Below are 23,030 nucleotides of genomic sequence, written 5' to 3'. Positions count from 1 at the left end.
GAGCTCACCAAGGGGTGATGCCTGTGGCTGCGTCACGGTGTCGCAGGGTGCGTCCGTGGCGGTGGCGGAGCAATCCGCTGCGGCGGCGCAGCGACCTGGTCGAGGCGTGGATCGTGCTCGCCGGCTGGGTGGTCGCCCTGGTCAGTGGTGTATTCGCGGGCCTGGCGGCGGCGGACGCGGTCGAGGCGGAGGCCGAGCGGCAGCGGGCGCGAAGCCATGAAGTGTCGGCTGTGCTCGTCGAGGACACGAAGGATCGTGCGCCCGCGCGGGCGACGATCGACGGCCGGGTGTGGGCCACCGTGCGCTGGACCGCGCCGGACGGTTCGACCTACACGGACGAAGCGCGGGTGCCGCACGGGGCCCCGCCCGGGAGCACGGTCACCGTGTGGACGGACGCGAGCGGGCACATCACGGCTGAGCCCCTGACCGACGGGGAGGCCCGGCTGCACGCGGTGTCGGGCGGTGTGCTGGCGGCGATGGGTGCGGGCGGGACAGTGCTGGGCGCTGCCTGGGTCGTACGGCTGAGGCTGGATCAGCGGCGTCTGGCGCAGTGGGCGGCGGAGTGGGAGCAGGCCGACACCCGGCGGGGGTGGAAGACGGGCTGAGTCAGCCGGTGGACTCCGGGCTGTGCGTCCGCCCGCTCTCGTCCCGCGCTTCATCGAGGAGCCGGGCCTGCATGGCCTGGCGGTAGAACCACTCGCCGAGCTGTGAGCCGCACAAGAGCCCCGCTCCGAACATCATCAGGCCGAACTGCGCGGGGAAGGTGAGAAACATGCTGTCCTCGGAGTCCAGGCCGCTCCACCGGGCCAGCGGGACAACCATGCCGCTCGCCCAGAACACCAGCAGCGCGACGCCCCGGACGCGGATGCCCCACGGACTGATCTGATGCCGGGTCCACTTGGGAGCCCAGCCGCGCAGCGAGGCGATCGCGAGCGGCAGGGCGAGCGCCGACCAACCGAGCAGCCACAGCCAGTCGAACACGACGCGCACTCCCTGTTGGTTCGGGTGACAGTCCAACGGCGGTCGGGGACCTGCCTCCGCGCGATGTCGTCCACCACGCCGCGACGACGATCCCATGCGCCGTCGAGAAGCGTCACTGCCTGGTTCCGGCACTCTTCATGGTCCCTCGATGCCTGACCTACGCGTCCGCGGGCCGTGTCCCGGGCCGCGGCTGTCGGCCGAGGACATCGGCCATGCACTGGCTGCCGGCGGCGAGGACTATGCGATCCTGCGGGCGCAGGACCAGTCGGCGACCGTGAAAGCCCGGTAAGTCTCTTCAGCGCCTTCACTACGCGGCCCTGACAGGTCGCCAGCGCGCAATCCGGCAGGCCGGACACTGCCGGTTTCGGGAAGGAAAACGTGTCGGCCCGCCTATGTGCCGTTGTTCGCTCCGGTCGCCAGCGCGCGGGTGATGCCGATCTGGCGCAGGATCGCCTTTGCCCGGTCGTTCGCATGCGTGATGACCAGCCGTGTGCCGCGCGCCCGGGCGGCTCGAAGGGCCATGAGCAGCGCCGCGCAGCCGTCCGGGCTGAGGCGGTTCACACCGGCCAGGTCGATCTCCAGGACGTCGGGCCCGGCGTCGATCAGCCAGACCAGACGGCGGCCGGTCGCTTCGGCGTTGCGGGCGTCCAGGTCGCCGCGCAGCCGGACCACCTCGTGAGCCTGCGGGCTGCGCGGCCTGGCCTGTCGGCGGTGATGCAGGCGGAAGAAGTGCATTCGTTGGCTCCGGGGCAGCATCGGATGACTGCCGACCAGGCTTCCCGGCACACCTGTGGGAAGCCTACGGGGGGCATGGCCGGGGTGCCTGTTCTGTGCCACCCCTTCGGGACAGCCGAGATCCCTGTGGAGGCGTAAGGAAACACCTGACGTGGGCAAACGCGTCGGCTCGGCCATTGGCCCGGGGCGGCGGCCGGTGGCGGCGCCGCAGCCTCACCTCTCGTCGTCGAAGCCGGGCCCTCGCGCGATCAGTCAGGCGTGGCCGACGGTGTCCTGGTCGTCGATGGTCCGGTACGTGTCGGGCGGCGTGGGCGGCCTTTCCTGGGACGGCGGGGTGGACCGCCGGTGACGCTGTCCGAGCAGGCGGGTGGCCAGAGGCTCGGTGTAGCGGGCGGTGAGGGGGCCGAGGACGACGAGGATCAGGACGTAGGCGGTAGCCAGCGGGCCGAGGGAGGGCTCGATACCGGCTGTGACGGCGAGACCGGCGATCACGATGGAGAACTCGCCGCGGGCGACCAGGGTCCCGCCGGCCCGCCAGCGCCCCTTGGCTCCGATGCCGGCCCGCTTGGCGGCCCAGTAGCCGGTGGCGATCTTCGTGGCGGTGGTGACGACGGCCAGGGCGAGAGCGGGCACCAGAACCGGCGGGATGCTGGCGGGGTCGGTGTGCAGGCCGAAGAAGACGAAGAACACCGCCGCGAACAGGTCACGTAGCGGGGCGAGGAGGCTGTGGGCGCCGTCGGCGGCCTCGCCGGACAGGGCGATGCCGACCAGGAAGGCGCCGACGGCGGCGGAGACCTGCAACTGCTGGGCGAGCCCGGCGATCACCAGGGTCAGTCCCAGCACGACCAGCAACAGCTTTTCGGGGTCGTCGCTGGAGACGAAGCGGGAGATGTGGCGGCCGTAGCGGACTGCGAGGGCCAGCACCAGGACGGCCGCGCCGAGTGCGACGGCGAGGGTGACACTGCCTGCCGCGAGTCCGGCCCCGGCCAGCAGGGCGGTGACGATGGGCAGGTAGACCGCCATGGAGAGGTCTTCGAGAACGAGGATGCTCAGGATGGTCGGGGTCTCACGGTTGCCGAGGCGGCCCAGGTCGCCGAGAACCTTGGCGATGACACCGGAGGAGGACACCCAGGTGACGCCAGCCAGTACGACGGCGGCGACCGGGCCCCAGCCCAGCAGCAGTGCCATGGCCGCGCCTGGCAGGGCGTTGAGGGCGGCGTCGACGAGTCCGGCGGGGTAGTGGGTCTTGAGGTTGGAGACCAGATCGCTGGCGGTGTACTCAAGGCCCAGCATGAGCAGGAGCAGGATGACGCCGATCTCGGCGCCGATGGCGACGAAGTCCTCACTGGTGCCCAGCGGCAGCAGCCCGCCGTTGCCGAAGGCGAGGCCGGCCAGTAGATACAGCGGTATCGGGGAGAAGTGGAAGCGTCCGGCGAATCGGCCGAGCAGCCCGAGTACGAGGATGATGCAACCGAACTCGATCAGGAAGACGGCGGAGGAGTGCACGGCGGGTCACTCCCGCCCGAGTATCGCGGCGGCCGCCTCCACGCCCTCGCGGGTGCCGATGAGGATGAGGGTGTCACCGCCGGCGAGCCGGAAATCGGGCGTGGGGGAGGGGATCGCATCCGCCCGGCGCAGTACGGCGACGATGGAGACGCCGGTCTCCGTACGCATCCGGGTCTCGCCCAGCAGGCGCCCGTTCCAGTGCGATGTGGCCGACAGCTCGATGCGTTCGGCGACGAGGCCCAGGTCGGTGGTGGACAGCAGGTTGGGCGTGTGGTGGGCGGGCATCAGCGCGTCGATGAGGGTGGCCGCCTCCTCCGCGGTCAGCCGGGCGGAGAGGGCACAGGCGTCCGGATCATCCTTGCGGTAGGCGCTGATCGTGCGGTGCCCGTCGCGGTGGGCGACCACGGACAGGCGGCGGTCCTCCCGCGTCGTCAGGTCGTAGCGGACCCCGATTCCCGGCAACGGCGTACTGCTCAGGCGTGGCGCGCCCATGGCTGTCCCCCTTCTCTCGGCGTGAGCGTTGTTCCTGTGGCTCGCGTGCGGGGGTCGCCCTTGACGAGCGCCCAGGTCCGGCCTGTGGCTTCATCCTAGGTGGCCGGACAAATGCGCACTGCTTCCGGTGATCGTCACCCGGCCGGGGAGAGAGCGTGCCCGGCGGTGGCGCCGTTCGCTGTCGTCTCTGTGCCCACCTGCGGCGGCGCGCGGTCGGCCGACGGTTCGAGACATCGCGCAGACCTTGTCACGGTGCTGAGGATCGAGGTGATGGGGCCGAGAATGACTGACTCCGCTTCGCATCGAGGTGTACGGGCCTCAGCAACGGATAGAGTGTAAAGAACGCGTCAAGTGACGCGCGGTGTGCCGGGAAGTCTGGTCGGCGTGGAATGGGGCCATGGGCCCTTCGTCCCCGATGCCCGGAGGTCGCCTGTCATGGCCGACGCCCCACAGTCCCGGAACCCGGATCTTGCCCGGGCCGACGTGTTCGCCTTCGCCGCGCCGGCAGGGATCGGATTCACCGTTGCCCTGCTCATCGGCGAACTCGCCTTCCCGCAAACCGCGCTGGGCGAGCACGTCCAAGCCGCGGTCCTCATCGGCTCGCTGGTCTCCGCCCTCCTGGCCGTGCTGCTCCTGCGCCGCCGCAACCGGCCCTACCGTCGCCTGCACGAGGAAGAGAACACCGACGCGGACGCCGACGGCATCCCGGGCATCTACCAGCAGGCCGCTCCAACGCCGACCGGGCCGGACCGGTCTGACGGGACGTCCGGCTGATGGCCGCCGACGCCTCGCTGCTGGCACCCGCGATCGTGGCCGCCGCTCTGGCAATCAGAACAGCCGTCAGCGAGCTCAGAGACCCAGGCAGCGCCCGCGCACAGTGGGCCTTCGCCACCAACCGCCGTGCTATGGCCGCCGGAGCAGTCGCCGCCGCGGCCGTAGTCCTGCTCGGCCGGCACCAGTCCGGCCCCGCTGTCGCGGCCTGGGCCCTGCTCATCGGGGCGCTCACCGCCCACATGTTCCACCGCGACACGAACGGCTGATGACCGCGCACCGACGACGGACTCTGTCCCAGCAGCGCCGACCACCGGTCCTGGGGTGGTCGCCGCGCACCCGACCCGCCCGCACACCCACCCACCCACAGGAGCCCTGCACCTATGACCTGGCACTGGACCGGTCTCGTTTTCTTCTCTCTCACCCTGCTGCCGGCCGGGCTGGCCCTGGTCAGCGGCCGGATACCGCACAGGTTGCGGCACCGGCTCGCCCCTATGCGTCCGCGCGGCTGGGCACTGCTCGGCCTCTACACCGTCGCCCCTCTCAACACGATCCCGCGTCTTGCCGAGGCGCCGCCCGTGATCATCTTGGTGGCTACGGCCGCCGCAGCTGTCCTGGCCGCGGCGGGCTGTACGTACGCAGCGCTCGCTCCGCACCGACCCAGGGACGCCGCCCAGTGACCGGGCGGCCGCGCCTGTTGCGCCTCGCTATCTCGCTCACCGTCTGGTGGATGCTGATTGCTCTCGTTCTCTGGCTCCTGGGCAGGGCACTTGACCAGCCCGCCTCACTCGCGCAGTGCACCGCCTCGTCTGCCTTTCTCGTCGTCCTGGGGGAGGCCGGTGACTGGCTGCGGCGACGCTGGAGGGCCGATCGGATCACGAGCCGGCACCGGCCGGCACCGTCACGGCCTTCACCGCCCGACGAGAAGGCGCCGACCACGCACTCGTGACCACTGTCTCCAAGGGAGCGTGTTGCCTCGTGGCGAGTGGCGTTCGGCGGGACAGCGCAACCGTCGGGAAGGATCGGCTGTCTCCTTTACGGGCACCAGGTGTCCCAGGAGTCGAGGGCAACCACAGGCCACGCGCCCCACTCCGAGAGGCGGCTGGCGGGTGAGATTCACAGGTCCGTTCTGCGAGGAGGTACGCGGGATGGCTGCACGTCGTGACGATTCAGACGGCTTCCCAGCGCGTTCTCGCCGGCACGGCGAGGCCGCCATCGAGAGCCTGCAGACCGCTGGGCAACGCGTACATGTCAGGCAGGAAGTGGTCGAACCGCTGCTGCGCCGCGCCGACTTGTTGTCGCAGCTCCTGTGGGTCGGTTACGCACGTGACCAGCAGGAGCGGGAGACGTAACAGCCCGCGGGGCATCCCTGGCAGCCCGCGCAGGACCATCAGGAATGAAGAGCGCCGCGGCCCGCGCTCTCGTTCTGCGCCGGCCCGTTCGTCATGCCGTGGAGGGCGGCGAGCGCGGCGGTGACCGGTCGTCCTGGACGTGAGCTCGCGCCGTCGTCCCGGGCAGGGCGGCAAACACCCGTGATCCGTACGTGATCAGCGGCCCGTAGTCTCCACCCGACCAGCGGGGCGCGGGAGGCGCGACCAGAACCGGGGGACAGCACATGGCATACGGGCGTGCAGCGATACCGGCACTGATCGGAGGGGTGCTGCTCACCGCGCTCCTGTGGTGGGCGGGGGCCAGTGCGCAGGCGCTGCACCTGCCGGGCACCGCCGACGCGATCGGCGGCCGGGCTGCGGCCGATCTCCAACAGTGGCTCACTCCTTGGTCGTACGACCCTCCGGCCTCGGTCCGGTTCGGCGCTGGGGTGTCCGGCGGAATCGGGGAGGCGACCGGTACCGACGGCAGCCGCTACCTCGATCTGTACGCGACCGCGCTGCAGATCCGGTTCGCCGCGGTCTTCGCCTTCTTCGTGCCCGGGGCGCTGCTCCTGGTCCGCAGACTGCCGCCGGTGCACGGCCGGATGCCTGCCGCGCTGCTCGCAACATGGGCGTGGGGGCTGGTGGCCGGGACCCTGGCGGTGACCGTCTCGGCGCCGTGGCTGATCGCCGCGCAGGGGCACGGCAGTTACCGCTTCCTGCCCCAGCTGGCGAGCGTGATCTCTTCCGGGCGGCAGATCCTGGTGGTGACCGCGCTGGTCACGGCGGCGGTGACGGTGTTCGCGGCGCGCATCACCGCCAAGGGCGCAGGTCCGCTGCCACAGGAGATCGTCCCGGCGCGTGCTGCCCGTCTGGCCGCCAGTGCCGGGATCGCGGTGATCGCCCTGTCCCTGGTGGTCCTGTCCTACCAGTCGGTCGCCGCCGCTCTCCAGACGGCCTTCACCGGCGGCGGCCTGCTTGCCGAACCGGGCGACCTGCTGCGCCAGTGGCTGCTGCTCGGCGCCTGGGCCGGCCCGGCGGGCGCACCGCTCGGTGACTGGCTGCTGTACCGGGCCGCCGACGTGCTGCTGCTCGCGGTGGTGTGGTGGGCGCTGCGGCGGTTGCCTGGGCTGCTCACCCGGGTCACTGTCCCGGCGATGGCGATCGGCGCCGTCTGCGCGACCGTTCTCGGGCTGCTGGCGAGCCAGGTGCTGCGGGTGGCGACGGACGGGGCGGGCATGCGCTGGGGGCTGATATATCTGTCCGCCAACCTCGGCGGCGGTGTCCCGGCCGCCCTGGTCTGGGGCCTGGTGTCGGGGGTCACGGCTGCCGTGACGCTGCGGGTGGCCGTGGCCCGCACCCGGACCGCCGATGCAGCGGCTTCCGTGCAGGAACCCGCCGCGCAGTAGTACTGCTGCATGGTCCTCGACCGAACGGGGTTCGGGGCCACGCTTCCGGGCTCTCGGCCATAGAGGCGGGAGGCGCGCGCACGACGGTGACGGATGCCCATGACAACCCCGAGCACCGCTGAGCCAGACCGGGGTCAGGGGCTCTTGCCGTAAGGATTCCGTCATCATCTGCGGGGTGCGGGACGGCCGCCCGACCCCGTTGACTGGCAGAGCGACAAGTGAACTCCTAGTGGGCGAGGCAAGGATGGGGCGCGTGCGGAAGGTACTGAGCAGGCCGTTGGTCATCGCGGTGCTGGTGGTGGCGGTCGGGGGAGTCGGCTTCGGGCTGTACTGGTTTCAGCCGTGGAAGCTGTGGCAGGACGAGACCGTCCAGGAGGCACTGCCGGAGGTGGTGGCGACCTCCGCTCCTCCTGCTGCGGTGCCCTCGGACGAGCCCTCCGCGCCGCCCTCCCCGGCCACGGGACCGCAGACGCTGGCGAGCGGTGAGCTGATCAGCCACGAGCATGCGACTTCGGGCACGGTGAAGCTCGTACGGCTGGCCGACGGCTCGCACATCCTCCGGCTGGAGAACCTCGACACCAGCAACGGCCCGGACCTGCGTGTCTGGCTGACCGACGCTCCTGTGAAGGAGGGGCAGGCCGGATGGCATGTCTTCGACGACGGGAAGTACGTCAGCCTCGGCAAGCTCAAGGGCAACAAGGGAAGCCAGAACTACGCCCTGCCCAGGGATGTTGATCCGTCGGGCTACAGCAGCGTGAGCATCTGGTGCGACCGTTTCGACGTCTCGTTCGGCGCCGCGGAGTTCGCGCGCGTCTGACAGCGGTGAGGACCGCCAACACAGCCGGAGGAGGCGTGGGCCGGGCCGGCCTCGCGGGATCTGGACAGTCGAGCCGGACTCCGGCGCGTCGGCTGGAACGGTCAGAGCTCCTTGGAGCCGGGCGGCGTGCCGTCCTGCTCCGCGGGTGTTCCGTCGCCGCCGTGCCCTTCAGAGCGGTCGCGGTTCCCTCTTCCCCTCGGGCCTCAGGCTTGGGGTAGGCGGCCCTCGTCCCCGGGAGTGCCGAATGGCCCTGCGATCGTTGGGGCGCCGTCGGTGTGTTCGGGCTTGTAACGCCGAGTGCGAGCCGTCCACGCTCAAAAATCCGTACCCCCTGTCCAGCCCGTCCGCGGCGAAGCTTCGAAATGGCCGGGCGCGCAGAGCTGCAGGAGGGGGAGCCCGCCGACGGCCGGTATGCCGTCCGTGCCGCGAAACTTTGCAGGTATCACTCCTGGGCGCCGAACGGCAATCGGCCGTCGGGTCGGCTCCCCCGCTCGATCATTGCATAGAGCAAAACGCGATCGCCAGTCATTCCGGCCGCTTTCCGGGAAGTCATCGTGTCGGGGGAGGCGCAGACCTTACGAGAACCTGACGTGGTGGTGAAACCCCTCGTGGCCCACTCGTCCCGCAGGCAACTCTGGTGCTGCGCGCCGCCGTTCCGTGGTGGCGGCGAAGGTCCGAGGAGCAACGCATGAGCAGGCACACCAGGCGCAGGTCATCGCTACAGGTCCGGCTGACCGTCGCCGGAGCCGGGATCCTCGCCGCGGCGGCGGCCGTCACCACGGTGAACTTCGCCTCCGCCGGGGAACCCCAGCGGCCCGGGCGCACGGCCAAGGCAGATCACGCGGTCTTCGTACAGGGCAACGAACTCGCCGGCAACACCATTCACGTCTTCGAGCGCGGTGACGACGGCGCGCTGAGTGCCGCGGGCCGCTACGCGACCGGCGGCAAAGGAGGAGACCAGGTCGACGCGCCCACGGACTCGCTCGCGTCCCAGGGCTCCCTGGTCTACGACGACCGGTCGGGGTTACTGCTGGCGGTCAACGCGGGCAGCGGCACCGTGACCTCGTTCCGGGTCCAGGGGCGGAAGCTGACGAGCCGCCAAGTGGTCTCCTCCGGCGGGGACTTCCCTGCGTCGGTCACCGTCTCCGGCACGCTGGCGTACGTCATGAACGCGGGCGGGAAAGGCAGCGTCCGGGGATTCCGGATCACCGCGAAGGGCCTGGTGCCGTTGAGCGGTTCACATCGCTCGCTGGGGCTGGCCAACGAGAAGGTGCCGCTGTTCAGCAGCTCGCCCGGCCAGGTCGCGTTCACGCCGGACGGCCGCGCGCTCGTCGTCACCACCAAGTCGGCCAACACCGTCGAGGTCTTCCCCATACGGCGCGACGGACGCCCGTCCCACCGGCCGGTGGTCAATGACTCGGCGGGCGGCGTGCCGTTCGCGATCACCTTCGACAAGGGCGGCCGGATGCTGGTGGCCGAGGCCGAGAAGTCGACGGTCAGCACGTACAAGGTGCGCGCCGACGGAACCCTCAAGGTCGTCCAGCAGCCCCTGGCCAACGGCCAGAACACGCTGTGCTGGCTGGAACGCGCCGGCGACTTCTTCTACGGCGGCAACACCGGCAACTCCACCGTCACCGGCTACCGCACCGACCGGCACGGCAGGCTCGCGCTCACCAACGACGTCGGCATCGCCACCCCGCCCTCGGCCATGTCCCAGGGCGTGATCGACCTGGCGGTGACCAGGGACGAGAAGTTCCTGTACGTGCAGAACGCCGTCTCCGGCACGGTGGACGGCTTCCGCGTCGGCAGGAACGGCTCGCTCACCAAGGTCACCACCGCCACAGGACTGCCCGCCTTCGCCGAGTCCGGCATGGAGGGCATCGTCGCGGTGTAAGAAAGCGGCCACCGCGGCCCGACGCCCCGGACGTCCTCGTCCGGGGCGTCATGCGTGGGAGCGTCCGCGCTGACAGTGCCCGACGGCGGCGTCGAGGCGGACGAAGGAACTGGCTCATCCCGCCTCACCGCCATCCACGGGAAGTCCCGTGTGCGCGCACAGGCGGCGGCCGTCCGGGGGTGCCGCCGGGCGTCGTCGGCCATGCCCCAGGAGCCTCTGTCGGGTGTGAGGAAGCGGGCGGTGACGGCGCGCGGACGGTTGACGAACCGGAGGAGCGTCTTCGGCTGCTCGCGCAGGCTCACGTACCAGTCGGCCTTCGGCCCGAATCAGCAGGAGCAGCCGTTTCCCGAAGAAGGACCCCAGCCCCGCGTGCAAGAGCAGGATCGGCAGCAGTTGCACGATCAGGTGCCGCCGCCCGGTGGGGAGTCGGAGACTGCGAGGTGTGGTGTTTCTGTTTGTCCTAGTTGCTTTACGCAGGCCGGGAATGTCGGCTCTCGGCCTCGATTGGGCAAAGAACCGGGGTTGAGAGCCGTCTCGCGCGAGTTACCTTTGCATAGTCTAAAAGTGGGGAAGGGGTGCCTGCGGAGATTGGGGGCGGCTCTCGAACGCCGCGACACCGCTGGAGTGAGTATGACCGACAAGAAGCCGCCGTCGAGCGGGACGGTGCTGGCCTGGATGCCGGCGGTGGTGATGGCGGTGGTCGCGGTTATGGACATCGTGGCCGGGCCGGGGGTGGGCTTTCTCCCGCTGGTGTCACTCGGGCCCGCGTTCTCCGGGTTGGTCGGGGGGTGGCGTCGTACGGCGGTGTTCGGGCTGGTGGCGCTGGTGCTGTGCGTGGGGCTCGGCCTGTACGACGGGCTGTTCGAGGAGCGTCGCGGGTTCACCGCCATGGCGGCGGTGGCGGGCGTGACCGGTGTGGGCATCGCGGCGGCCGTGATGCGCTCGCGCCGCGAGGGGGAGTTGGCCAGTGTGCGGTCGATCGCGGAAGTCGCCCAGCGGGTACTGCTGCGGCCGGTGCCGTTGACCGCCGGGCCGCTGCAGGCGGCGGTGTCCTACACCTCGGCGGTCGCGGAAGCGCGCATCGGCGGTGACCTGTACGAGATCGTGGCCTCGCCGCACGGCATCCGGGTGATCGTGGGCGATGTCCAGGGCAAGGGCTTGGCCGCGGTGGAGACGGCGGCCGTCGTCCTCGGCGCCTTCCGGGAGGCGGCGCACGACGAGCCGGACCTGGTGGGCCTCGGCGAGCGCCTGGAACGGAGCGTGGCCCGGGAGCTGGAGGGCGAGAAATTCGTCACCGCGATCCTCGCCGAGATCGGCGCACGCCACGAGGCCGTCGTCCTCAACTACGGCCATCCGGCCCCGATGGTCGTACGCCAGAACGGAGCCGTCGACTTCCCACAGCCGCTCATCCACGCCCTCCCGCTCGGCCTGGGCGCACACGCGGGGGAGGGGCCGAAGCCCTATCAGGTGGACTTCGCCCCGGGCGAGCAGCTGCTGCTGTACACCGACGGTGTCACCGAGGCCCGCGACGACCACGGCCGCTTCTACCCCCTCGGCGAGCGCGCGCACCTGCTCAAGGACCCCGACGCGCACCGCGCCCTGGAGGCCCTGCGCGCGGACCTTGCCCAGCACGCCGGCGGTCCGCCCCACGACGACGCCGCGATGCTCCTGCTCCGGTATCACGGTCATGAGAAAGGAAAATCTGTTCCCCTTGCGTGAGTGAGTCCCCATGCGTGAGTGAGCGGCGACTTCGGGACGGTAGAAAGGACCTATGCCGGAGCGCGAGACCCCTGCCGGGGCGATGGACGATGTTGACGTGGTGACCCGTGCGGTGCTGACCGCATCCCGCCTGCTGGTGGCGGTCTCCGCCCGCTCCCTTGCCGAGGTCGAGGAGCGGGTGACGCTGCCGCAGTTCCGGATGCTGGTGGTGCTGTCCACACGCGGCGCCACCAAGCTCGTCATGCTCGCCGACCTGCTCCAGGTGGCGCCGTCCACCGCGATGCGCATGGTCGACCGGCTGATCGCGGCCGGGCTCGCCGACCGGCAGTCCAATCCCGACAATCGCCGCGAGACCCTGCTGCAGCTCACGGACGAGGGACACCGCACGGTCGCGGACGTCACCGCCCGGCGCCGCGCCGAGATCGCCACGATCGTCGAACGGCTCACCCCCACGCAGCGGCTGGCACTCATGGAGGCCCTCGCCGCCTTCAACGAGGCAGGGGGAGAGCCCCTCGCAGCGGCGCTGGACCACGCGGAACCGCACCCACTGGGCTGGGCCGTCGACGTGCCTGTGGCCCGCGACGCCTGACCCGCCCGGGCAGCCGCCGGATTCGGGCCCGCTCTTCTCCGCCTCGGGTGCGTTTTGCATAATGCAAGGGAAGTGGGCGGGTGTGGTCCGGCTGCCTGATCCCGGCAACGGGGGCCGCGCGGACTCGTCCGGCCGCCGAGAACAGTGTGGGCCGCCCGCCCGCCTGTCACGCCAGGATGCGGGGCCACGGCCGGACCGGAAGGACGCTGGGAGGGGACACCCGTATGAGCCGAAGACGTCGGCCTTCGCCCGTGCCGGAGGCGCACTTGATGACGCATCTGCGGAGCATGGTGTGGGGGCCGGCCGAGTTTGTCGGCCTCCCGCCGCGGTGGCTGGCCGCAGAGGGACTTGTCGCCGGGTGCGTGGCGGCGGGGGCGATCGTCGGGGTGACGATCGTCGGTGCCTGGTACGGGATTTCCGGGCTGGCGGACGGTGAGGGCGGCCTGGTCTGTGCCGTCGCGCTGGCCCTCTACCTTCGCGTGAGGCGGGCCGGGCGGGCACTGATCGCCGTCGTCGCCCTGCTCGGGTCCTGCCTCGCGCTGCAGGCGCCCCAGGCGGCCGTGGGTCTGGTGCTGGCGGAGCGGGCGCGAGTGGAGCCCGTGGTGGTGACATCGGTCGAGGGCGGACCGGCAACCGGCTCCGGCCACGTCCGCTATCTCTGCTCGGTGGCCGACCGTGACGGCGTACCGCTGAAGGTCCGTATCTGGCGGGGGTGCGGGCGGGCCACACGGCCCGGCGATGCGCTCCCCGTCGTGTACGACGCGAAGGCGCGCGTGCCGCCGCGTGGTGTGGGGGCCGGAGCGTCAGAGCCCCTGCGTGACCTGGGCGGCTGGGCCGGCACGCTTGTCGCCGTGTGCGTGGTCGCGGTCGTACGCTCCTACCGGCTCTCCCCTGCCGCATCCGGCCGCCCTGGCCGGCCGACCGCCCCGGCGGGACCGTGACAGCGCGCCCAGCCTCCCCTCGCTGGTCATCCGGCGGCCGGGCTGGGTGTGGGGGTCGGGGAGCTGGTGTTGACGCCCAAGTCGGGGCGCGGAGCGAGGACGACGATCGGGGAACCGGGCTGGGGTGCGGGCGGGGTCAGCTCGGCCTTGGGGAGCTTGGGCGGGGTGGTCTGCTGGAAGTTGACCTGGTCGATGTTGACCAGGCCGGTGTTCTCCAGCACGGTGATGTGGTCCAGGACGGTGTCGTTGGCCAGGTCGGCGAGCTGGCGGACCAGGCTGTTCTGGGTGCTGGCCCGGATCTTGGCGATCGTCGGGAAGATCTGACCGTGGGTGACCCGCATGATGGCGACCGCGGTGGAGTCGAACTCCTGGCCGCTCTTGGAGTCCACCGTCGCCACGAACTGCTGCTGCTGAGGGCTCGCCAGGTTCGGCAGGGTGATGTTCAGCTCGGGGGCGATCTTGAGGCACATCCGGTCCAGCCCGGCATGGCCGACGATCAGGTGCTTGCCGGCCTCCTTCATCTCCGCGGTGGTGCCCCGCTCCATCGCCATCTCTCCCAGGGGGTACTCCCAGAGTCCGGCCGCGCGGACCTTGACCACGAAGTCACGGTCGGCCTCGGTCAGTGGCCCGTACTGGGTGTTGGCGATGATCCGGGACGTGTTTGTCGTCGCGTTCTCAATGCCGAGCATGGCGGGATAGGCGAGGGCCGTAAGGGTCAGACCCAGCGCCCCGAACACGAAGACGCTTCCCAACTTGTTGAGTGAGGCGGGCATGGAGACTCCTGACGTGGGCGAGCTGTGTGACAAGGAGTACGGGCGCGCAGAGGGGAATCTTCATTGCAGTAGGTAAATCTTGCAGTGTGCGACGTGACGTGCGTCACAGCTTGAGTGCTTGGGGCCGGCGGCGGGTGAGCGCCCCTCTCGCGCGAACACGTGGATCCAAAGAGGCGAGGGGTGGATGTCAGTCAGGTCTCTCGCGTCCGACGGAACCGATGGCCAGGGCAGAGGCAGCGGTCTTGAGGGTCGCAGCCTTGGGGCTGATCCGCCCGCCGCACTGCGCGACGGCCGGTATTGCTTGGGAGCTCCGTGTCCGCGCGCCGCCGCGTGAGCCGGTTCGTCAACTGCCCTTACGGCAGGCCGCCCAGCATGGCCCGAACCGGGCTCTGGTTAATGGGTATCGCGTAGTCCGCGTGGCGGGGGAGAAGCGTGTGAAGGTCTGGTTGCATCAGTGGGAGGCTGCGGAATCTGCGCCGGCCCGGCGTCGAAGGCCGTCGCGACGACCATCGACGCGCAGGATGCGGCGCGTATGCCTGTGCCGGCGCGAAGCGCACATCGCGGCCGCTGTCCTGAGCTGCCCGTCCTCCGCCGCACGGATGGCACTCCTCGCTCCCCTTCCGCATGTTTGCGTGATGCAAAATGCGAGGGAGTGAGGGAGGTGTGCCCTGGCGGATGTCCGAATTGTTTTGCATGATGCAAAACTTTCGGATGTGATGAACGAGGCCGATGGCGCTTCCGTACCCCCTTGAGAGCGTGGTGGTACGGCTATGTGGCAAGCCGCCGATGCCCGTTGACATGTGGTGTGGCGTGTTGCCGGCAGTGGCCTGCCGGGGCGGAGGGAGGGGCGATCATTCAGGATGGGATGGCGACGGCCCTCGGCGACCGCCTCGTTCGGATCGAGGCGAGTCGCGCCGCAGCGTGGGTCAGGGCAGGGATTCTCGCCCTGACTGGCGCGATGCTCGCCGCCCTGGGGCATCACGCCGTCGCCGACGGAGCGGTGCCCTGGCGGTTCGTGATGCTGGTGGCGGGAGCACAGTTCGTCGTGATCCGGCCCGTCGTCCGTCGGCCTTTCTCGCTCCCTTCCGCTCTGGGATGCACCCTCGCCGCGCAGGGCACGTTGCATCTGGCGCTGGAGATCGCCGGCTGTCCGGACCCCGCTGGGATCGGCCAGGTCGGCCACGCCGCTCATGGCGTGGGCGGTCAGGTGTCCATGCCCGGGGGCAACGGGCACGCCTGGCATCAAGGCGCTGCCGTGATGACCGCCGTCCACGTTCTGGCCGCGCCGGCGGTGGCCTGGCTGCTGCACCGGGCCGACGCCGCCGTGTCAGCCGCCCTGGACATCGCTCGCGCCGTGCGCGGCATCGTGGTCGCCGCCTGGGTCCGCTTGCTGCGGCGCCGTGGGCAGGTCCGCCCGTTGCCCGCCGTACCGGCCACCGCGCGTTCGGCGCCTCCCGTGTCGGCACGGGCACGTCTCCGGGGACACCCGATGGTGCGCAGGGGACCACCGGGACACCGTCGCGTCCCGACTCGCGCCCTGACCGGGCGGCCCATACGGCTGTTCGGTCTCCCCGGTAAGGAGCACCCCTGTGTCCGAGCACCACGCTGCCCGCGCGTCGGGCCGTGTCACCGCGGCCGACGCCGCCGCGCTGACGGACGTCCTGACTCTGGTCGATCCCGCCTCCGCCCCCACGGAGGTCGAGGACGACACCCCGCAGACCCTCGCTGAGGAGGACGTCACCGACACGTTCGTCTCCGAGGCCGAGTCCGCCAGGTCCGGCTTCACCCACGTACGCGTCGTCCTGTCCGACGGCATCGCCCACGACGATGTCACGCCCGCCGACGCGCCCAACGGGTGGAAGCCGACGACCGCCGCCGACGGCCGCACTGTCGCGGGCCCCGCCCTCAAGACCGGAACCGACGCTGCATACAAGATCAGGGTCCGCCGGCTGCCGGATGCCGAGCAGCTCGTGCTGGGCGGAGGTGTGTGGTGGCCGGCCGGACGCCGGGCCACCTCCGGTATCTGACCCGTCCGTGTGCTGTCCGCGCGGCCGGAGTACGGCCCCGACGGCAGCACGGCGTCGGATGCGTCCGCACGTGTCCGAACGCCTCCGAGATTCAAGAGCCGACCCGGAGACAAGACGTGGAACGACGACAGGCGAAGCAGGGTGGGCGCGTGGGCAGGGCGCTGCTGGTGGTGGCCGCCGTGCTGGCCGGTGTCCTGCTCGGCGGCGCGACGCCGGCCTCCGCACACGCGGTGCTGACCGGCAGCGACCCGAGCGCGGGCATGGTGCTGAAGACGGCGCCGAAGTGGGTGACGGTCTCCTTCACCGAGTCCGTTGCCCTGGCCGAGGACTCGGTGCGCGTCCTCGATCCGGACAGCCGCCCGGTCACCGCGGGCGACCCCGAGCACGCGGACGGCAAGGCGGACATCGCGCGCGTGCCGCTGACCGGTGACCTGAAGGAGGGCACGTACACCGTCTCCTGGCGAGTGCTGTCAGAGGACAGCCACGCCGTCTCCGGTGCGTTCACCTTCTCCATCGGAACGCCCTCGCAGACCCGGGCCGAGGCCGCTGCCGAGCCGGCCGTGGATCCGGCCGTCAACACGCTGTACGGCATCGGCCGCTACGTCGCCTATGGCGGCCTGGCCCTGCTGATCGGCAGCGCCGTGTTCATCGTCGTCTGCCGGCCCGGAGCCACGGCCGTACACGCGGTGCGCAGGCCGCTTGCGGCCGCGTGGTGGGCGCTGGTGCTGTCGACGATCGCGCTGCTGCTCGTACGGGGGCCGTACGCGAGCGGGGACGGACCGGCCGGGGTGTTCGACCCGAGACTGCTGCGGAGCGCGGTGGACAGTCGGCCGGGCAGCGCACTGCTGGTCCGCCTGGCCCTGCTCCTGCTGGTGGCCCTGCTCCTCAGGCGAGGCCGGTCCGAGGGGAAGGCCGGCCGGGGCACGGTGGCGGTGGGCGTCGCCCTCTGCGTCGGCCTTGCCGGGACCTGGGCGGCGGCCGAGCACGCGTCCGCGGGGATCCAGGTGCCTGCGGCGATGGTCTCCGCCGTGTTGCACCTGCTCGCCATGTCCGTGTGGCTCGGCGGGCTGACCGCGCTGCTGGTGGCGCTGTTCCGGGCACCGGCCGACGACCCGCTCCCGGCGGCCGCGGTGGCCCGTTTCTCCCGGCTCGCGGTCGCGTCCGTGGCCGTGCTGGCAGCCACCGGCGTCTACCAGTCCTGGCGCGGACTCGGTTCCTGGGAGGCGTTCACCACCCCATACGGCAGGACGCTCGCCCTGAAGGTCGCGGCCGTCGCGCTCATGCTGGTGGCGGCGTCGTACTCGCGGAACTGGACAAGGTGGCTGCTGAGGGTGCCCGAGGTGAAGCCGGCGCTGGTCGCCGTGGGCGGTGGCGACCAGAACTCTCCGCCCGACCGGACGACCGGGCCTGCCGCTGGATCCGGCGCGGCCGAGCCCGGCCCTGAGGCCCAGCGGCGCGGCCTGCGCAGGTCCGTGCTGGCCGAGGTGGTGATCGGCGTCGTCGTACTCGCGGTCACGACCGTGCTGACGGGCAGCCGGCCGGGGCGGGCCGCCATCGAGTCCGCGGCGGCCTCCACGGCCGCCGGGCGGCCGAACGTCACCCTCGCGGTGGTCCCTTTCGACACGGGTGCCCCCGCCGGGAGCGGCAAGGTACAGGTCACCCTGGAGCCGGGCCGGGTCGGCCGCAACGTGGTGGAGGCCGTGGTCTTCGGTGCCGACGGAAGCCTGATCGCCATCCCCGAACTGCGCCTCACCTTCACCCAGTCCGCGCAGCGCGTCGGCCCGCTCGACGCCGAACTGGTCGACCAGCGCGGCTACTGGGGCAGCGACAACCTCAACCTCCCGCTCGCCGGGACCTGGACGATGCGGGCCACCGTGCGCGTCTCCGACATCGACCAGGTCACCGTGTCCAAGCCTGTGAAGATCACCCCGTGAGATCCGGGCAGGGACCACAGCCCCGGAGCGAAGGCGGCCGCCGAGCCGCCGATCGTCGGCCGTCGACCGGCACGTGCGTGCACGTTCTCGTCCATACGTCCGTCACGAGCGGGAAGCCTGCCGGACAAGGAGCTGATGCCTGATGCCTGAAGCAGGCGGGGTGTCGTCTGAGAGTTCGGGCCGTACTCGCCCCGGTCGAGGATCAGTTCAGCGTCGGCAGGCACTCACGCTTGACGAGGAGCCGTCTCCCGTGCGTCGGTGCCGTCGCGCCCGGCCGGGATTCCAGCGAGGTCCTCGACGCGGAACATACGGGCGATCGGTACATCGGTGGAGCTGTGGGCGATGATCGAGAAGGCGATGCACACGGCGATGAGCGTGAACGCCTCCTCGCCTTGCGGGATCCCGGCCTGCAGCACCAGCAGCCCGTACACCACCGAGGCGAAGCCCTTCGGCCCGAACCAGGCCGCGACCAGCTTCTCCTGCCGGGTGAACCGGGTGCCGACCAGCGACAGCAGCAGCGAGGCCGGACGGATCAGGACGATGGCGAGCACGACGGCGACGTAGCCGCCCACCGACAGGTCCCCGAAGAGCTGCGGGGTGAGCAGTGCGCCGAACACCAGCAGGGCCGCGAACTTGGCCAGCTCGGACAGTGCCTCGCCGAGCGGTTCGAACGCCTCCTTCGCTTCCAGGGAGCGCGCGGTGAGCACGGCGCCTGCGGAGAACGCGGCGAGGTAGGGGTTGGCGTGCGTGAGGTGGCAGGCCGCGTAGAGGATCACGCCGATCGCGAGCGGCAGCAGCGGCTGCAGCTTGGGCTCGGCGCCCAGCAGCCGGAACCGTACGAGCTCGACCACCACGAACGGCAGGGCGACACCGAATACCAGGCCGAGGACCAGCTCCAGTGCGATCTTCCCCAGTGACGCCTCTGCGTGCCCGGAGGTCGGTCCGGCCGCGGCGATCAGGATGAGCACGACCGGGAGGGCGAGTCCGTCGTTGATGCCGCTCTCGACGTTCAGCAACTGCCGCAGCTTCGCCGGGACTTCCTTGCGTCCGACGATCGCGGAGGCGAACACCGGGTCCGTGGGAGCCAGTACGGCGCCGACGAGGAACGATGTCGTCCAGTCCAGGCCCACCAGGTAGTGCGTGATGAGCGCCATGCCTACGAACGCGAGCGGCATGCCGAGGCCGAGCGCGCGGGCCGGGTTGCGCCAGTTCTCCCGCAGCTTGGGGAACGAGACGTGCATGCCGTCGGTGAACAGCACCGCGAACAGCGCCAGATCGGCTGTCACGGACACGATCGCGCTGTCCGGGGTGATGTGGATCAGCCCGAGGAATCCGTCACTGACGAGCGCGCCACCGACGAGGAAGAGCAACGACGTCGACAGAACGGTCCGGGCGGCAAGCCCTGACAGCAGCACCGCGATCAGCAGTGCCACCCCGAAGACCACAACAAGCACCATGACCCGAATCCCCGATCTGCGAAGAGAGTTGTCCCCAAACCGCCGACCAGGCTTCCCGGCACACCGCTGGGAACCGTACACGTTCTTTACGCGACATTGACAGGATCCCGGAGCGCACTCTGGGGCCCCGTACATTGCCGGACTCCGGCATGGTGGACCGCCTTACGACGTGCCTCACCAGGTTTCGGCGTACCGTTCTCCACGTCTCCGGGCGGCCAGGAGGGCTGTGAAGGGATCGCCAGACCGGTGCTGATGACCGCCTGTCATCACACCCGAAACTGCCGGAGGCAGGCAACGATCTCGGTGATGTGGGGTCAGTTCTTCCAGGCGTGCGCTAAAAAGTGCCAAGGCACATCCACTCCAGGGGGGAACAGCATGGCGGGGCCGCACATGTCCGATGAGTACGAGGAGTACCTGCGGGGGTACGCCCGCATCCTCGCGGATGCCTCGGCGACCGGCCGCCGGCTGATCCGGGACGAACTCGATTCCCGCCGTGCACTGGGTAAGCAGGCCGCGGAGGCCGGCCTCGGGCTGCGAACCCTGGTGGGCACCCACATGGCAGCCACCCGGGCCCACTGGCCGACCGGGAATGGCGCGTCCGTGGACGACGTGCTGGCCGCCGCGGCCCAGGCCGTCGATGCGTTCGCCGAGGGCTACGAGCAGGCGCAGCGAATTGCCGTACGCCAGGAGGAGGCGGCCCGCCGGGAGTTCATCGACGACCTGCTGTACGGCCGCAGCGACCTGGGCCGACTGGCCCAGCGCGCGGAACGATACGGGCTGCGGCTGTCGTACGAGCACGCGGTCGCCGTGGCGCGCGGACCGGTCGCGTACGAGGAGGGTGACGCGGTTCTCCGGGAGGTCGAGCAGGCGGTGATCGGGAGGTTCGGCGACCGCAGCATCCTGCTCACCACCAAGGACGGACGGCTGGTCTGCATCGCTCCGGGTGACCAGAGCGAGGTTCTCGCGTACTTCGCCAAACAGGCTTTCGCCGCCACTGGTGGCGGACAGGTGGGGATCGGTCGCACGCAGCCCGGCGCGGCCGGCGTCGTCCAGTCCTACGAGGAGGCACTCAACGCCCTCGACCTGGCTGACCGGCTGGAGATCGACGAACCCGTGCTGCGCGCCGCCGACCTCCTCGTCTACCCCGTCCTCACCCGCGACCGGCAGGCCATGGCCGACCTGGTCGAAAGCGCCCTCGGCTCGCTGCGCGGATCCCGCGGTGGCGCGCAGCCGCTCCTGGACACCCTCACCGCGTACTTCGACTCCGGCTGCGTGTCCGCGGAGGCGGCGCGGCGGTTGTCGCTGAGCGTGCGTGCCTTCACCTACCGTCTGGAACGCATTCACAAGCTCACCGGCGCCGACCCCTCCGACCCGGTACACCGCTACACGTTGCAGACCGCGGTGATCGGGGCCCGGCTGCTGGACTGGCCGGCGAAGCCCTTCTGACCCGTGTACCGCGACGCCGTCGGCCGACCGCCTGCCTTCTGCGACCCGCGGAATCACGGGAGCCACAGGGCCCAGCGGTCCCAGCCGAGACCGGGGCCGAGGACGCCGACGGCATCCCGACATCTACCAGCGCACCACCCACGGCCGCGATGAGGCCGAGGGAACCGCCTGAAGGAGGACAGCCACGCGACGAACCGCTCGATCTCGGAGACGGGCAGGTCTCGCCCGGTCGGCCGGATATACGCCTTCGGCCGCCACGCCGATATTCTCCCCATGGGTAAAGTTGCTGTAAAGGCGTGAAGCGGCTTTCGCGCAGCGCACCTCCGGCCGTTCGGCAGGGATTCTTTTCCAGGGGTATCGCGGATGCCCCCTATCGGGGTCCAATGGTGGGAGTCAGGCCCTTCGCGCCCGTACCGGTCAGAAGAGGCACGCAATGGATCCATGGCTGATCTGGTTGATCGTCGCAGCTGTATTGGCTGTGGCGGAGATCTTCACTCTTACCGCCGCGCTCGGATTGCTGGGTGCGGCCGCGTTGGTCACGGCGGGTTCCGCCGCGGTTGGGCTGCCGCTGCCCTTGCAGTTCTTGGTGTTCACCTTCGTTGCCACAGTCACCGTGCTGTTCGTGCGCCCCGTCGCGATGCGCCACGTGTTCCGGCCCCAAGTGCAGCGATTCGGTGTGGACGCGCTGGTCGGCAAGGCTGCTTATGTCGTCTCGGAGGTGACGGGCCTGGGCGGCAGGGTCCGTATCGACGGTGAGGAGTGGACGGCCCGCGCCTATGACGAGACGCTGGTGATTCCACCTGGAAAGACCGTCGACGTCATGGAGATCAGTGGCGCCACCGCGATCGTCTACCCCCGGGACTGAAACCATGGAAACCTCAGCGTTCCTCATTGCCGGCCTGATCGTCGCGCTGATCGCGGTTTTCGCCGTGGTGCGCGCGGTCCGTATCGTGCCCCAGGCGCGCGCTCGCAATGTCGAGCGGCTCGGCCGCTACCACCGGACCCTGGATCCCGGCCTCAGTCTCGTCATCCCTTTCATCGACCGCGTTCATCCGGTGATCGATCTGCGGGAACAGGTTGTTTCCTTCAAACCGCAACCGGTCATCACCGAGGACAATCTGGTCGTCGAGATCGACACCGTGCTCTACTTCCAGGTGACCGACCCGCGGGCGGCTTTCTACGAGATCGCGAATTTCCTTCAGGCGGTCGAACAGCTCACCGTCACCACCTTGCGCAACGTGGTGGGATCCATGGACCTGGAGAAGACGCTCACCTCACGGGACACCATCAACAGCCAGCTCCGTGGCGTGCTGGACGAGGCCACCGGAAAGTGGGGTCTCAGGGTAAACCGGGTGGAGATCAAGGCCATCGACCCGCCGCAGTCCATCAAGGACGCGATGCAGAAGCAGATGCGAGCCGAGCGGGACAAACGGGCCGCGATCCTCGGGGCCGAGGGGCAGCGCCAGTCGCAGATCCTCACCGCCGAAGGCGACAAACAGGCCGCCGTCCTGCGCGCGGAGGGCAACCGTACCGCCGCGATCCTCCAGGCCGAGGGCCAGTCCAGGGCCATCGACGAGGTGTTCCAGGCCGTACATCGCAACGACCCCGACCCCAAGCTGCTCGCCTACCAGTACCTTCAGACGCTGCCCCAGCTCGCGCAAGGCTCGGGCAACAACTTCTGGGTGATCCCCAGCGAGATCACCTCCGCGCTCCAGGGCGTGTCCCGCGCCTTCACCGAGGAACTGCCCCAGTCGCCGGCCACCCGCGAGAAGCCCTCGGACGACATGGTGGCCCAGGCCGACAACGACAAGGCCCAGGCTGCCGAAGCCGCTGCCCAGGCCCTCGCCGAAGCAGCCAAGGCCGAGAGCGTCACCCCTGATGTCCTCCCGTCCCACCAGCCTCGCTGACGGCGGGCGGCGTGGAAACCTTCGAGTGTCCGGCCCTCTGACGATCGCTGCTTGTGTGCACTTGAGTGCACCCATGCGGAGATGGCCGAATGGGCTACTGTCAGGCGCCCGAGTAACGCTGGGCCGAGATGGTGGCGCTTTCGCGTTGCCTGCTGCTCCGTGCCAAGAGGTTATGAAGGCGCCGCTGCGATCGGCTGTGCGGTTCTGGCTTCTCGCCGAGCACATCTGGGGGCGATGCGGATTCGGCTGACGCGTCTGCCAG

The 23,030-nt window shown here is 70.4% G+C and carries 22 protein-coding genes and 1 pseudogene; 17 read left to right on the top strand and 6 right to left on the bottom strand.

The genetic code is table 11. The features are described from left to right. The first annotated feature begins 47 nt into the window (after nt 1-47). Entirely contained in the window at nt 48-605 is a 558-nt protein-coding gene (locus ACH4TV_RS31545; RefSeq protein WP_398404112.1) for a hypothetical protein, read from the top strand. Between the two features lies 1 nt (nt 606). Here the strand turns inward: ACH4TV_RS31545 and ACH4TV_RS31540 are convergent, their stop codons facing one another. After that, on the bottom strand, nt 607-981 hold the full coding sequence (locus ACH4TV_RS31540) for a hypothetical protein (protein WP_398404110.1): 375 nt from the start codon (nt 979-981) through the stop codon (nt 607-609). Nucleotides 982-1,129: 148 nt separating this feature from the next. Between ACH4TV_RS31540 and ACH4TV_RS31535 the strand changes: the two genes are divergently transcribed. Beyond that, the gene (locus ACH4TV_RS31535) at nt 1,130-1,270 is read left to right on the top strand and encodes a hypothetical protein (protein WP_398404108.1); all 141 of its coding nucleotides are present in this window, start codon (nt 1,130-1,132) and stop codon (nt 1,268-1,270) included. A gap of 101 nt (nt 1,271-1,371) precedes the next feature. Here ACH4TV_RS31535 and ACH4TV_RS31530 read toward each other — a convergent pair whose 3' ends face one another. From ACH4TV_RS31530 to ACH4TV_RS31520, 3 genes are all read right to left on the bottom strand, one after another. Beyond that, a complete protein-coding gene (locus ACH4TV_RS31530) occupies nt 1,372-1,716 on the bottom strand; it encodes an STAS domain-containing protein (RefSeq protein ID WP_398404106.1) in 345 nt (114 codons plus the stop codon). Between the two features lie 252 nt (nt 1,717-1,968). Continuing rightward, on the bottom strand, nt 1,969-3,222 hold the full coding sequence (locus ACH4TV_RS31525; protein ID WP_398404103.1) for a cation:proton antiporter: 1,254 nt from the start codon (nt 3,220-3,222) through the stop codon (nt 1,969-1,971). A gap of 6 nt (nt 3,223-3,228) precedes the next feature. Then, nucleotides 3,229-3,714, bottom strand: a complete 486-nt coding sequence (locus ACH4TV_RS31520) for a cation:proton antiporter regulatory subunit (RefSeq protein ID WP_398404101.1) — start codon at nt 3,712-3,714, stop codon at nt 3,229-3,231. A 459-nt stretch (nt 3,715-4,173) separates the two neighbouring features. On the opposite strand from ACH4TV_RS31520, the pseudogene ACH4TV_RS31515 reads away from it, so the two are divergent. The 10 genes and pseudogenes from ACH4TV_RS31515 to ACH4TV_RS31470 form a co-directional block, all read left to right on the top strand. Beyond that, nucleotides 4,174-4,488: pseudogene (locus tag ACH4TV_RS31515) on the top strand (Na+/H+ antiporter NhaA); the annotation flags it as partial. Next, a complete protein-coding gene (locus tag ACH4TV_RS31510; RefSeq protein ID WP_398404099.1) occupies nt 4,488-4,754 on the top strand; it encodes a hypothetical protein in 267 nt (88 codons plus the stop codon). The pseudogene ACH4TV_RS31515 and the gene ACH4TV_RS31510, both read left to right, overlap by 1 nt. A 114-nt stretch (nt 4,755-4,868) precedes the next feature. Continuing rightward, on the top strand, nt 4,869-5,165 hold the full coding sequence (locus ACH4TV_RS31505; RefSeq protein WP_398404097.1) for a hypothetical protein: 297 nt from the start codon (nt 4,869-4,871) through the stop codon (nt 5,163-5,165). Between the two features lie 468 nt (nt 5,166-5,633). Then, complete coding sequence (locus ACH4TV_RS31500) at nt 5,634-5,837, top strand: hypothetical protein (RefSeq protein ID WP_398404095.1); 204 nt, start codon at nt 5,634-5,636, stop codon at nt 5,835-5,837. Between the two features lie 263 nt (nt 5,838-6,100). Beyond that, complete coding sequence (locus tag ACH4TV_RS31495; RefSeq protein ID WP_398404093.1) at nt 6,101-7,264, top strand: hypothetical protein; 1,164 nt, start codon at nt 6,101-6,103, stop codon at nt 7,262-7,264. Nucleotides 7,265-7,508: 244 nt separating this feature from the next. After that, the gene (locus ACH4TV_RS31490) at nt 7,509-8,081 is read left to right on the top strand and encodes a DM13 domain-containing protein (RefSeq protein ID WP_398404091.1); all 573 of its coding nucleotides are present in this window, start codon (nt 7,509-7,511) and stop codon (nt 8,079-8,081) included. Nucleotides 8,082-8,769: 688 nt separating this feature from the next. Beyond that, nucleotides 8,770-9,975: a lactonase family protein gene (locus ACH4TV_RS31485; RefSeq protein ID WP_398404089.1), complete on the top strand. Its 1,206-nt coding sequence runs from the start codon at nt 8,770-8,772 to the stop codon at nt 9,973-9,975. A gap of 630 nt (nt 9,976-10,605) precedes the next feature. Continuing rightward, nucleotides 10,606-11,694 (top strand): PP2C family protein-serine/threonine phosphatase, encoded by a 1,089-nt coding sequence (locus ACH4TV_RS31480; protein ID WP_398404087.1) that lies wholly within the window; start codon nt 10,606-10,608, stop codon nt 11,692-11,694. A 52-nt stretch (nt 11,695-11,746) separates the two neighbouring features. After that, a complete protein-coding gene (locus ACH4TV_RS31475; RefSeq protein WP_398404086.1) occupies nt 11,747-12,283 on the top strand; it encodes a MarR family winged helix-turn-helix transcriptional regulator in 537 nt (178 codons plus the stop codon). Between the two features lie 269 nt (nt 12,284-12,552). After that, complete coding sequence (locus ACH4TV_RS31470) at nt 12,553-13,224, top strand: hypothetical protein (protein WP_398404084.1); 672 nt, start codon at nt 12,553-12,555, stop codon at nt 13,222-13,224. Nucleotides 13,225-13,250: 26 nt separating this feature from the next. On the opposite strand, the gene ACH4TV_RS31465 is transcribed toward ACH4TV_RS31470, so the two are convergent. After that, nucleotides 13,251-13,997 (bottom strand): DUF4142 domain-containing protein, encoded by a 747-nt coding sequence (locus ACH4TV_RS31465; protein WP_398404082.1) that lies wholly within the window; start codon nt 13,995-13,997, stop codon nt 13,251-13,253. A gap of 1,589 nt (nt 13,998-15,586) precedes the next feature. On the opposite strand from ACH4TV_RS31465, the gene ACH4TV_RS31460 reads away from it, so the two are divergent. Next, nucleotides 15,587-16,024, top strand: coding sequence for a hypothetical protein (locus ACH4TV_RS31460; protein WP_398404080.1), 438 nt, complete (start codon nt 15,587-15,589; stop codon nt 16,022-16,024). Nucleotides 16,025-16,140: 116 nt separating this feature from the next. Further along, entirely contained in the window at nt 16,141-17,958 is a 1,818-nt protein-coding gene (locus tag ACH4TV_RS31455) for a copper resistance CopC/CopD family protein (RefSeq protein WP_398404078.1), read from the top strand. A gap of 224 nt (nt 17,959-18,182) precedes the next feature. Here the strand turns inward: ACH4TV_RS31455 and ACH4TV_RS31450 are convergent, their stop codons facing one another. Further along, nucleotides 18,183-19,415 (bottom strand): cation:proton antiporter, encoded by a 1,233-nt coding sequence (locus tag ACH4TV_RS31450; RefSeq protein ID WP_398404076.1) that lies wholly within the window; start codon nt 19,413-19,415, stop codon nt 18,183-18,185. Nucleotides 19,416-19,805: 390 nt separating this feature from the next. Between ACH4TV_RS31450 and ACH4TV_RS31445 the strand changes: the two genes are divergently transcribed. The 3 genes from ACH4TV_RS31445 (at nt 19,806) to ACH4TV_RS31435 (ending at nt 22,768) form a co-directional block, all read left to right on the top strand. Next, nucleotides 19,806-20,861 carry a PucR family transcriptional regulator gene (locus ACH4TV_RS31445; protein ID WP_398404074.1) on the top strand — a complete coding sequence of 352 codons (1,056 nt, stop codon included), beginning with the start codon at nt 19,806-19,808 and terminating at the stop codon, nt 20,859-20,861. Nucleotides 20,862-21,294: 433 nt separating this feature from the next. Continuing rightward, entirely contained in the window at nt 21,295-21,726 is a 432-nt protein-coding gene (locus ACH4TV_RS31440; protein ID WP_398404072.1) for an NfeD family protein, read from the top strand. Between the two features lie 4 nt (nt 21,727-21,730). Next, on the top strand, nt 21,731-22,768 hold the full coding sequence (locus ACH4TV_RS31435; protein WP_398404571.1) for an SPFH domain-containing protein: 1,038 nt from the start codon (nt 21,731-21,733) through the stop codon (nt 22,766-22,768). Nucleotides 22,769-23,030 lie beyond the last annotated feature (262 nt).

The sequence above is a fragment of the Streptomyces sp. NPDC020898 genome (genome assembly GCF_044333925.1).
Lineage (GTDB): Bacteria > Actinomycetota > Actinomycetes > Streptomycetales > Streptomycetaceae > Streptomyces.
Note: the sequence above shows the minus strand (reverse complement) of the source record. Positions and strands in the feature narration are given on the sequence as shown.

Excerpts from the sequence above, each read along its gene's own strand:
- ACH4TV_RS31535 (WP_398404108.1), top strand. The coding sequence starts at position 1,130 with ATGCCTGACCTACGCGTCCGCGGGCCGTGTCCCGGGCCGCGGCTGTCG.
- ACH4TV_RS31530 (WP_398404106.1), bottom strand. The coding sequence starts at position 1,716 with ATGCACTTCTTCCGCCTGCATCACCGCCGACAGGCCAGGCCGCGCAGC.
- ACH4TV_RS31520 (WP_398404101.1), bottom strand. The coding sequence starts at position 3,714 with ATGGGCGCGCCACGCCTGAGCAGTACGCCGTTGCCGGGAATCGGGGTC.
- ACH4TV_RS31510 (WP_398404099.1), top strand. The coding sequence starts at position 4,488 with ATGGCCGCCGACGCCTCGCTGCTGGCACCCGCGATCGTGGCCGCCGCT.
- ACH4TV_RS31505 (WP_398404097.1), top strand. The coding sequence starts at position 4,869 with ATGACCTGGCACTGGACCGGTCTCGTTTTCTTCTCTCTCACCCTGCTG.
- ACH4TV_RS31500 (WP_398404095.1), top strand. The coding sequence starts at position 5,634 with ATGGCTGCACGTCGTGACGATTCAGACGGCTTCCCAGCGCGTTCTCGC.
- ACH4TV_RS31495 (WP_398404093.1), top strand. The coding sequence starts at position 6,101 with ATGGCATACGGGCGTGCAGCGATACCGGCACTGATCGGAGGGGTGCTG.
- ACH4TV_RS31490 (WP_398404091.1), top strand. The coding sequence starts at position 7,509 with ATGGGGCGCGTGCGGAAGGTACTGAGCAGGCCGTTGGTCATCGCGGTG.
- ACH4TV_RS31485 (WP_398404089.1), top strand. The coding sequence starts at position 8,770 with ATGAGCAGGCACACCAGGCGCAGGTCATCGCTACAGGTCCGGCTGACC.
- ACH4TV_RS31480 (WP_398404087.1), top strand. The coding sequence starts at position 10,606 with ATGACCGACAAGAAGCCGCCGTCGAGCGGGACGGTGCTGGCCTGGATG.
- ACH4TV_RS31475 (WP_398404086.1), top strand. The coding sequence starts at position 11,747 with ATGCCGGAGCGCGAGACCCCTGCCGGGGCGATGGACGATGTTGACGTG.
- ACH4TV_RS31470 (WP_398404084.1), top strand. The coding sequence starts at position 12,553 with ATGACGCATCTGCGGAGCATGGTGTGGGGGCCGGCCGAGTTTGTCGGC.
- ACH4TV_RS31465 (WP_398404082.1), bottom strand. The coding sequence starts at position 13,997 with ATGCCCGCCTCACTCAACAAGTTGGGAAGCGTCTTCGTGTTCGGGGCG.
- ACH4TV_RS31450 (WP_398404076.1), bottom strand. The coding sequence starts at position 19,415 with ATGGTGCTTGTTGTGGTCTTCGGGGTGGCACTGCTGATCGCGGTGCTG.
- ACH4TV_RS31445 (WP_398404074.1), top strand. The coding sequence starts at position 19,806 with ATGTCCGATGAGTACGAGGAGTACCTGCGGGGGTACGCCCGCATCCTC.
- ACH4TV_RS31440 (WP_398404072.1), top strand. The coding sequence starts at position 21,295 with ATGGATCCATGGCTGATCTGGTTGATCGTCGCAGCTGTATTGGCTGTG.
- ACH4TV_RS31435 (WP_398404571.1), top strand. The coding sequence starts at position 21,731 with ATGGAAACCTCAGCGTTCCTCATTGCCGGCCTGATCGTCGCGCTGATC.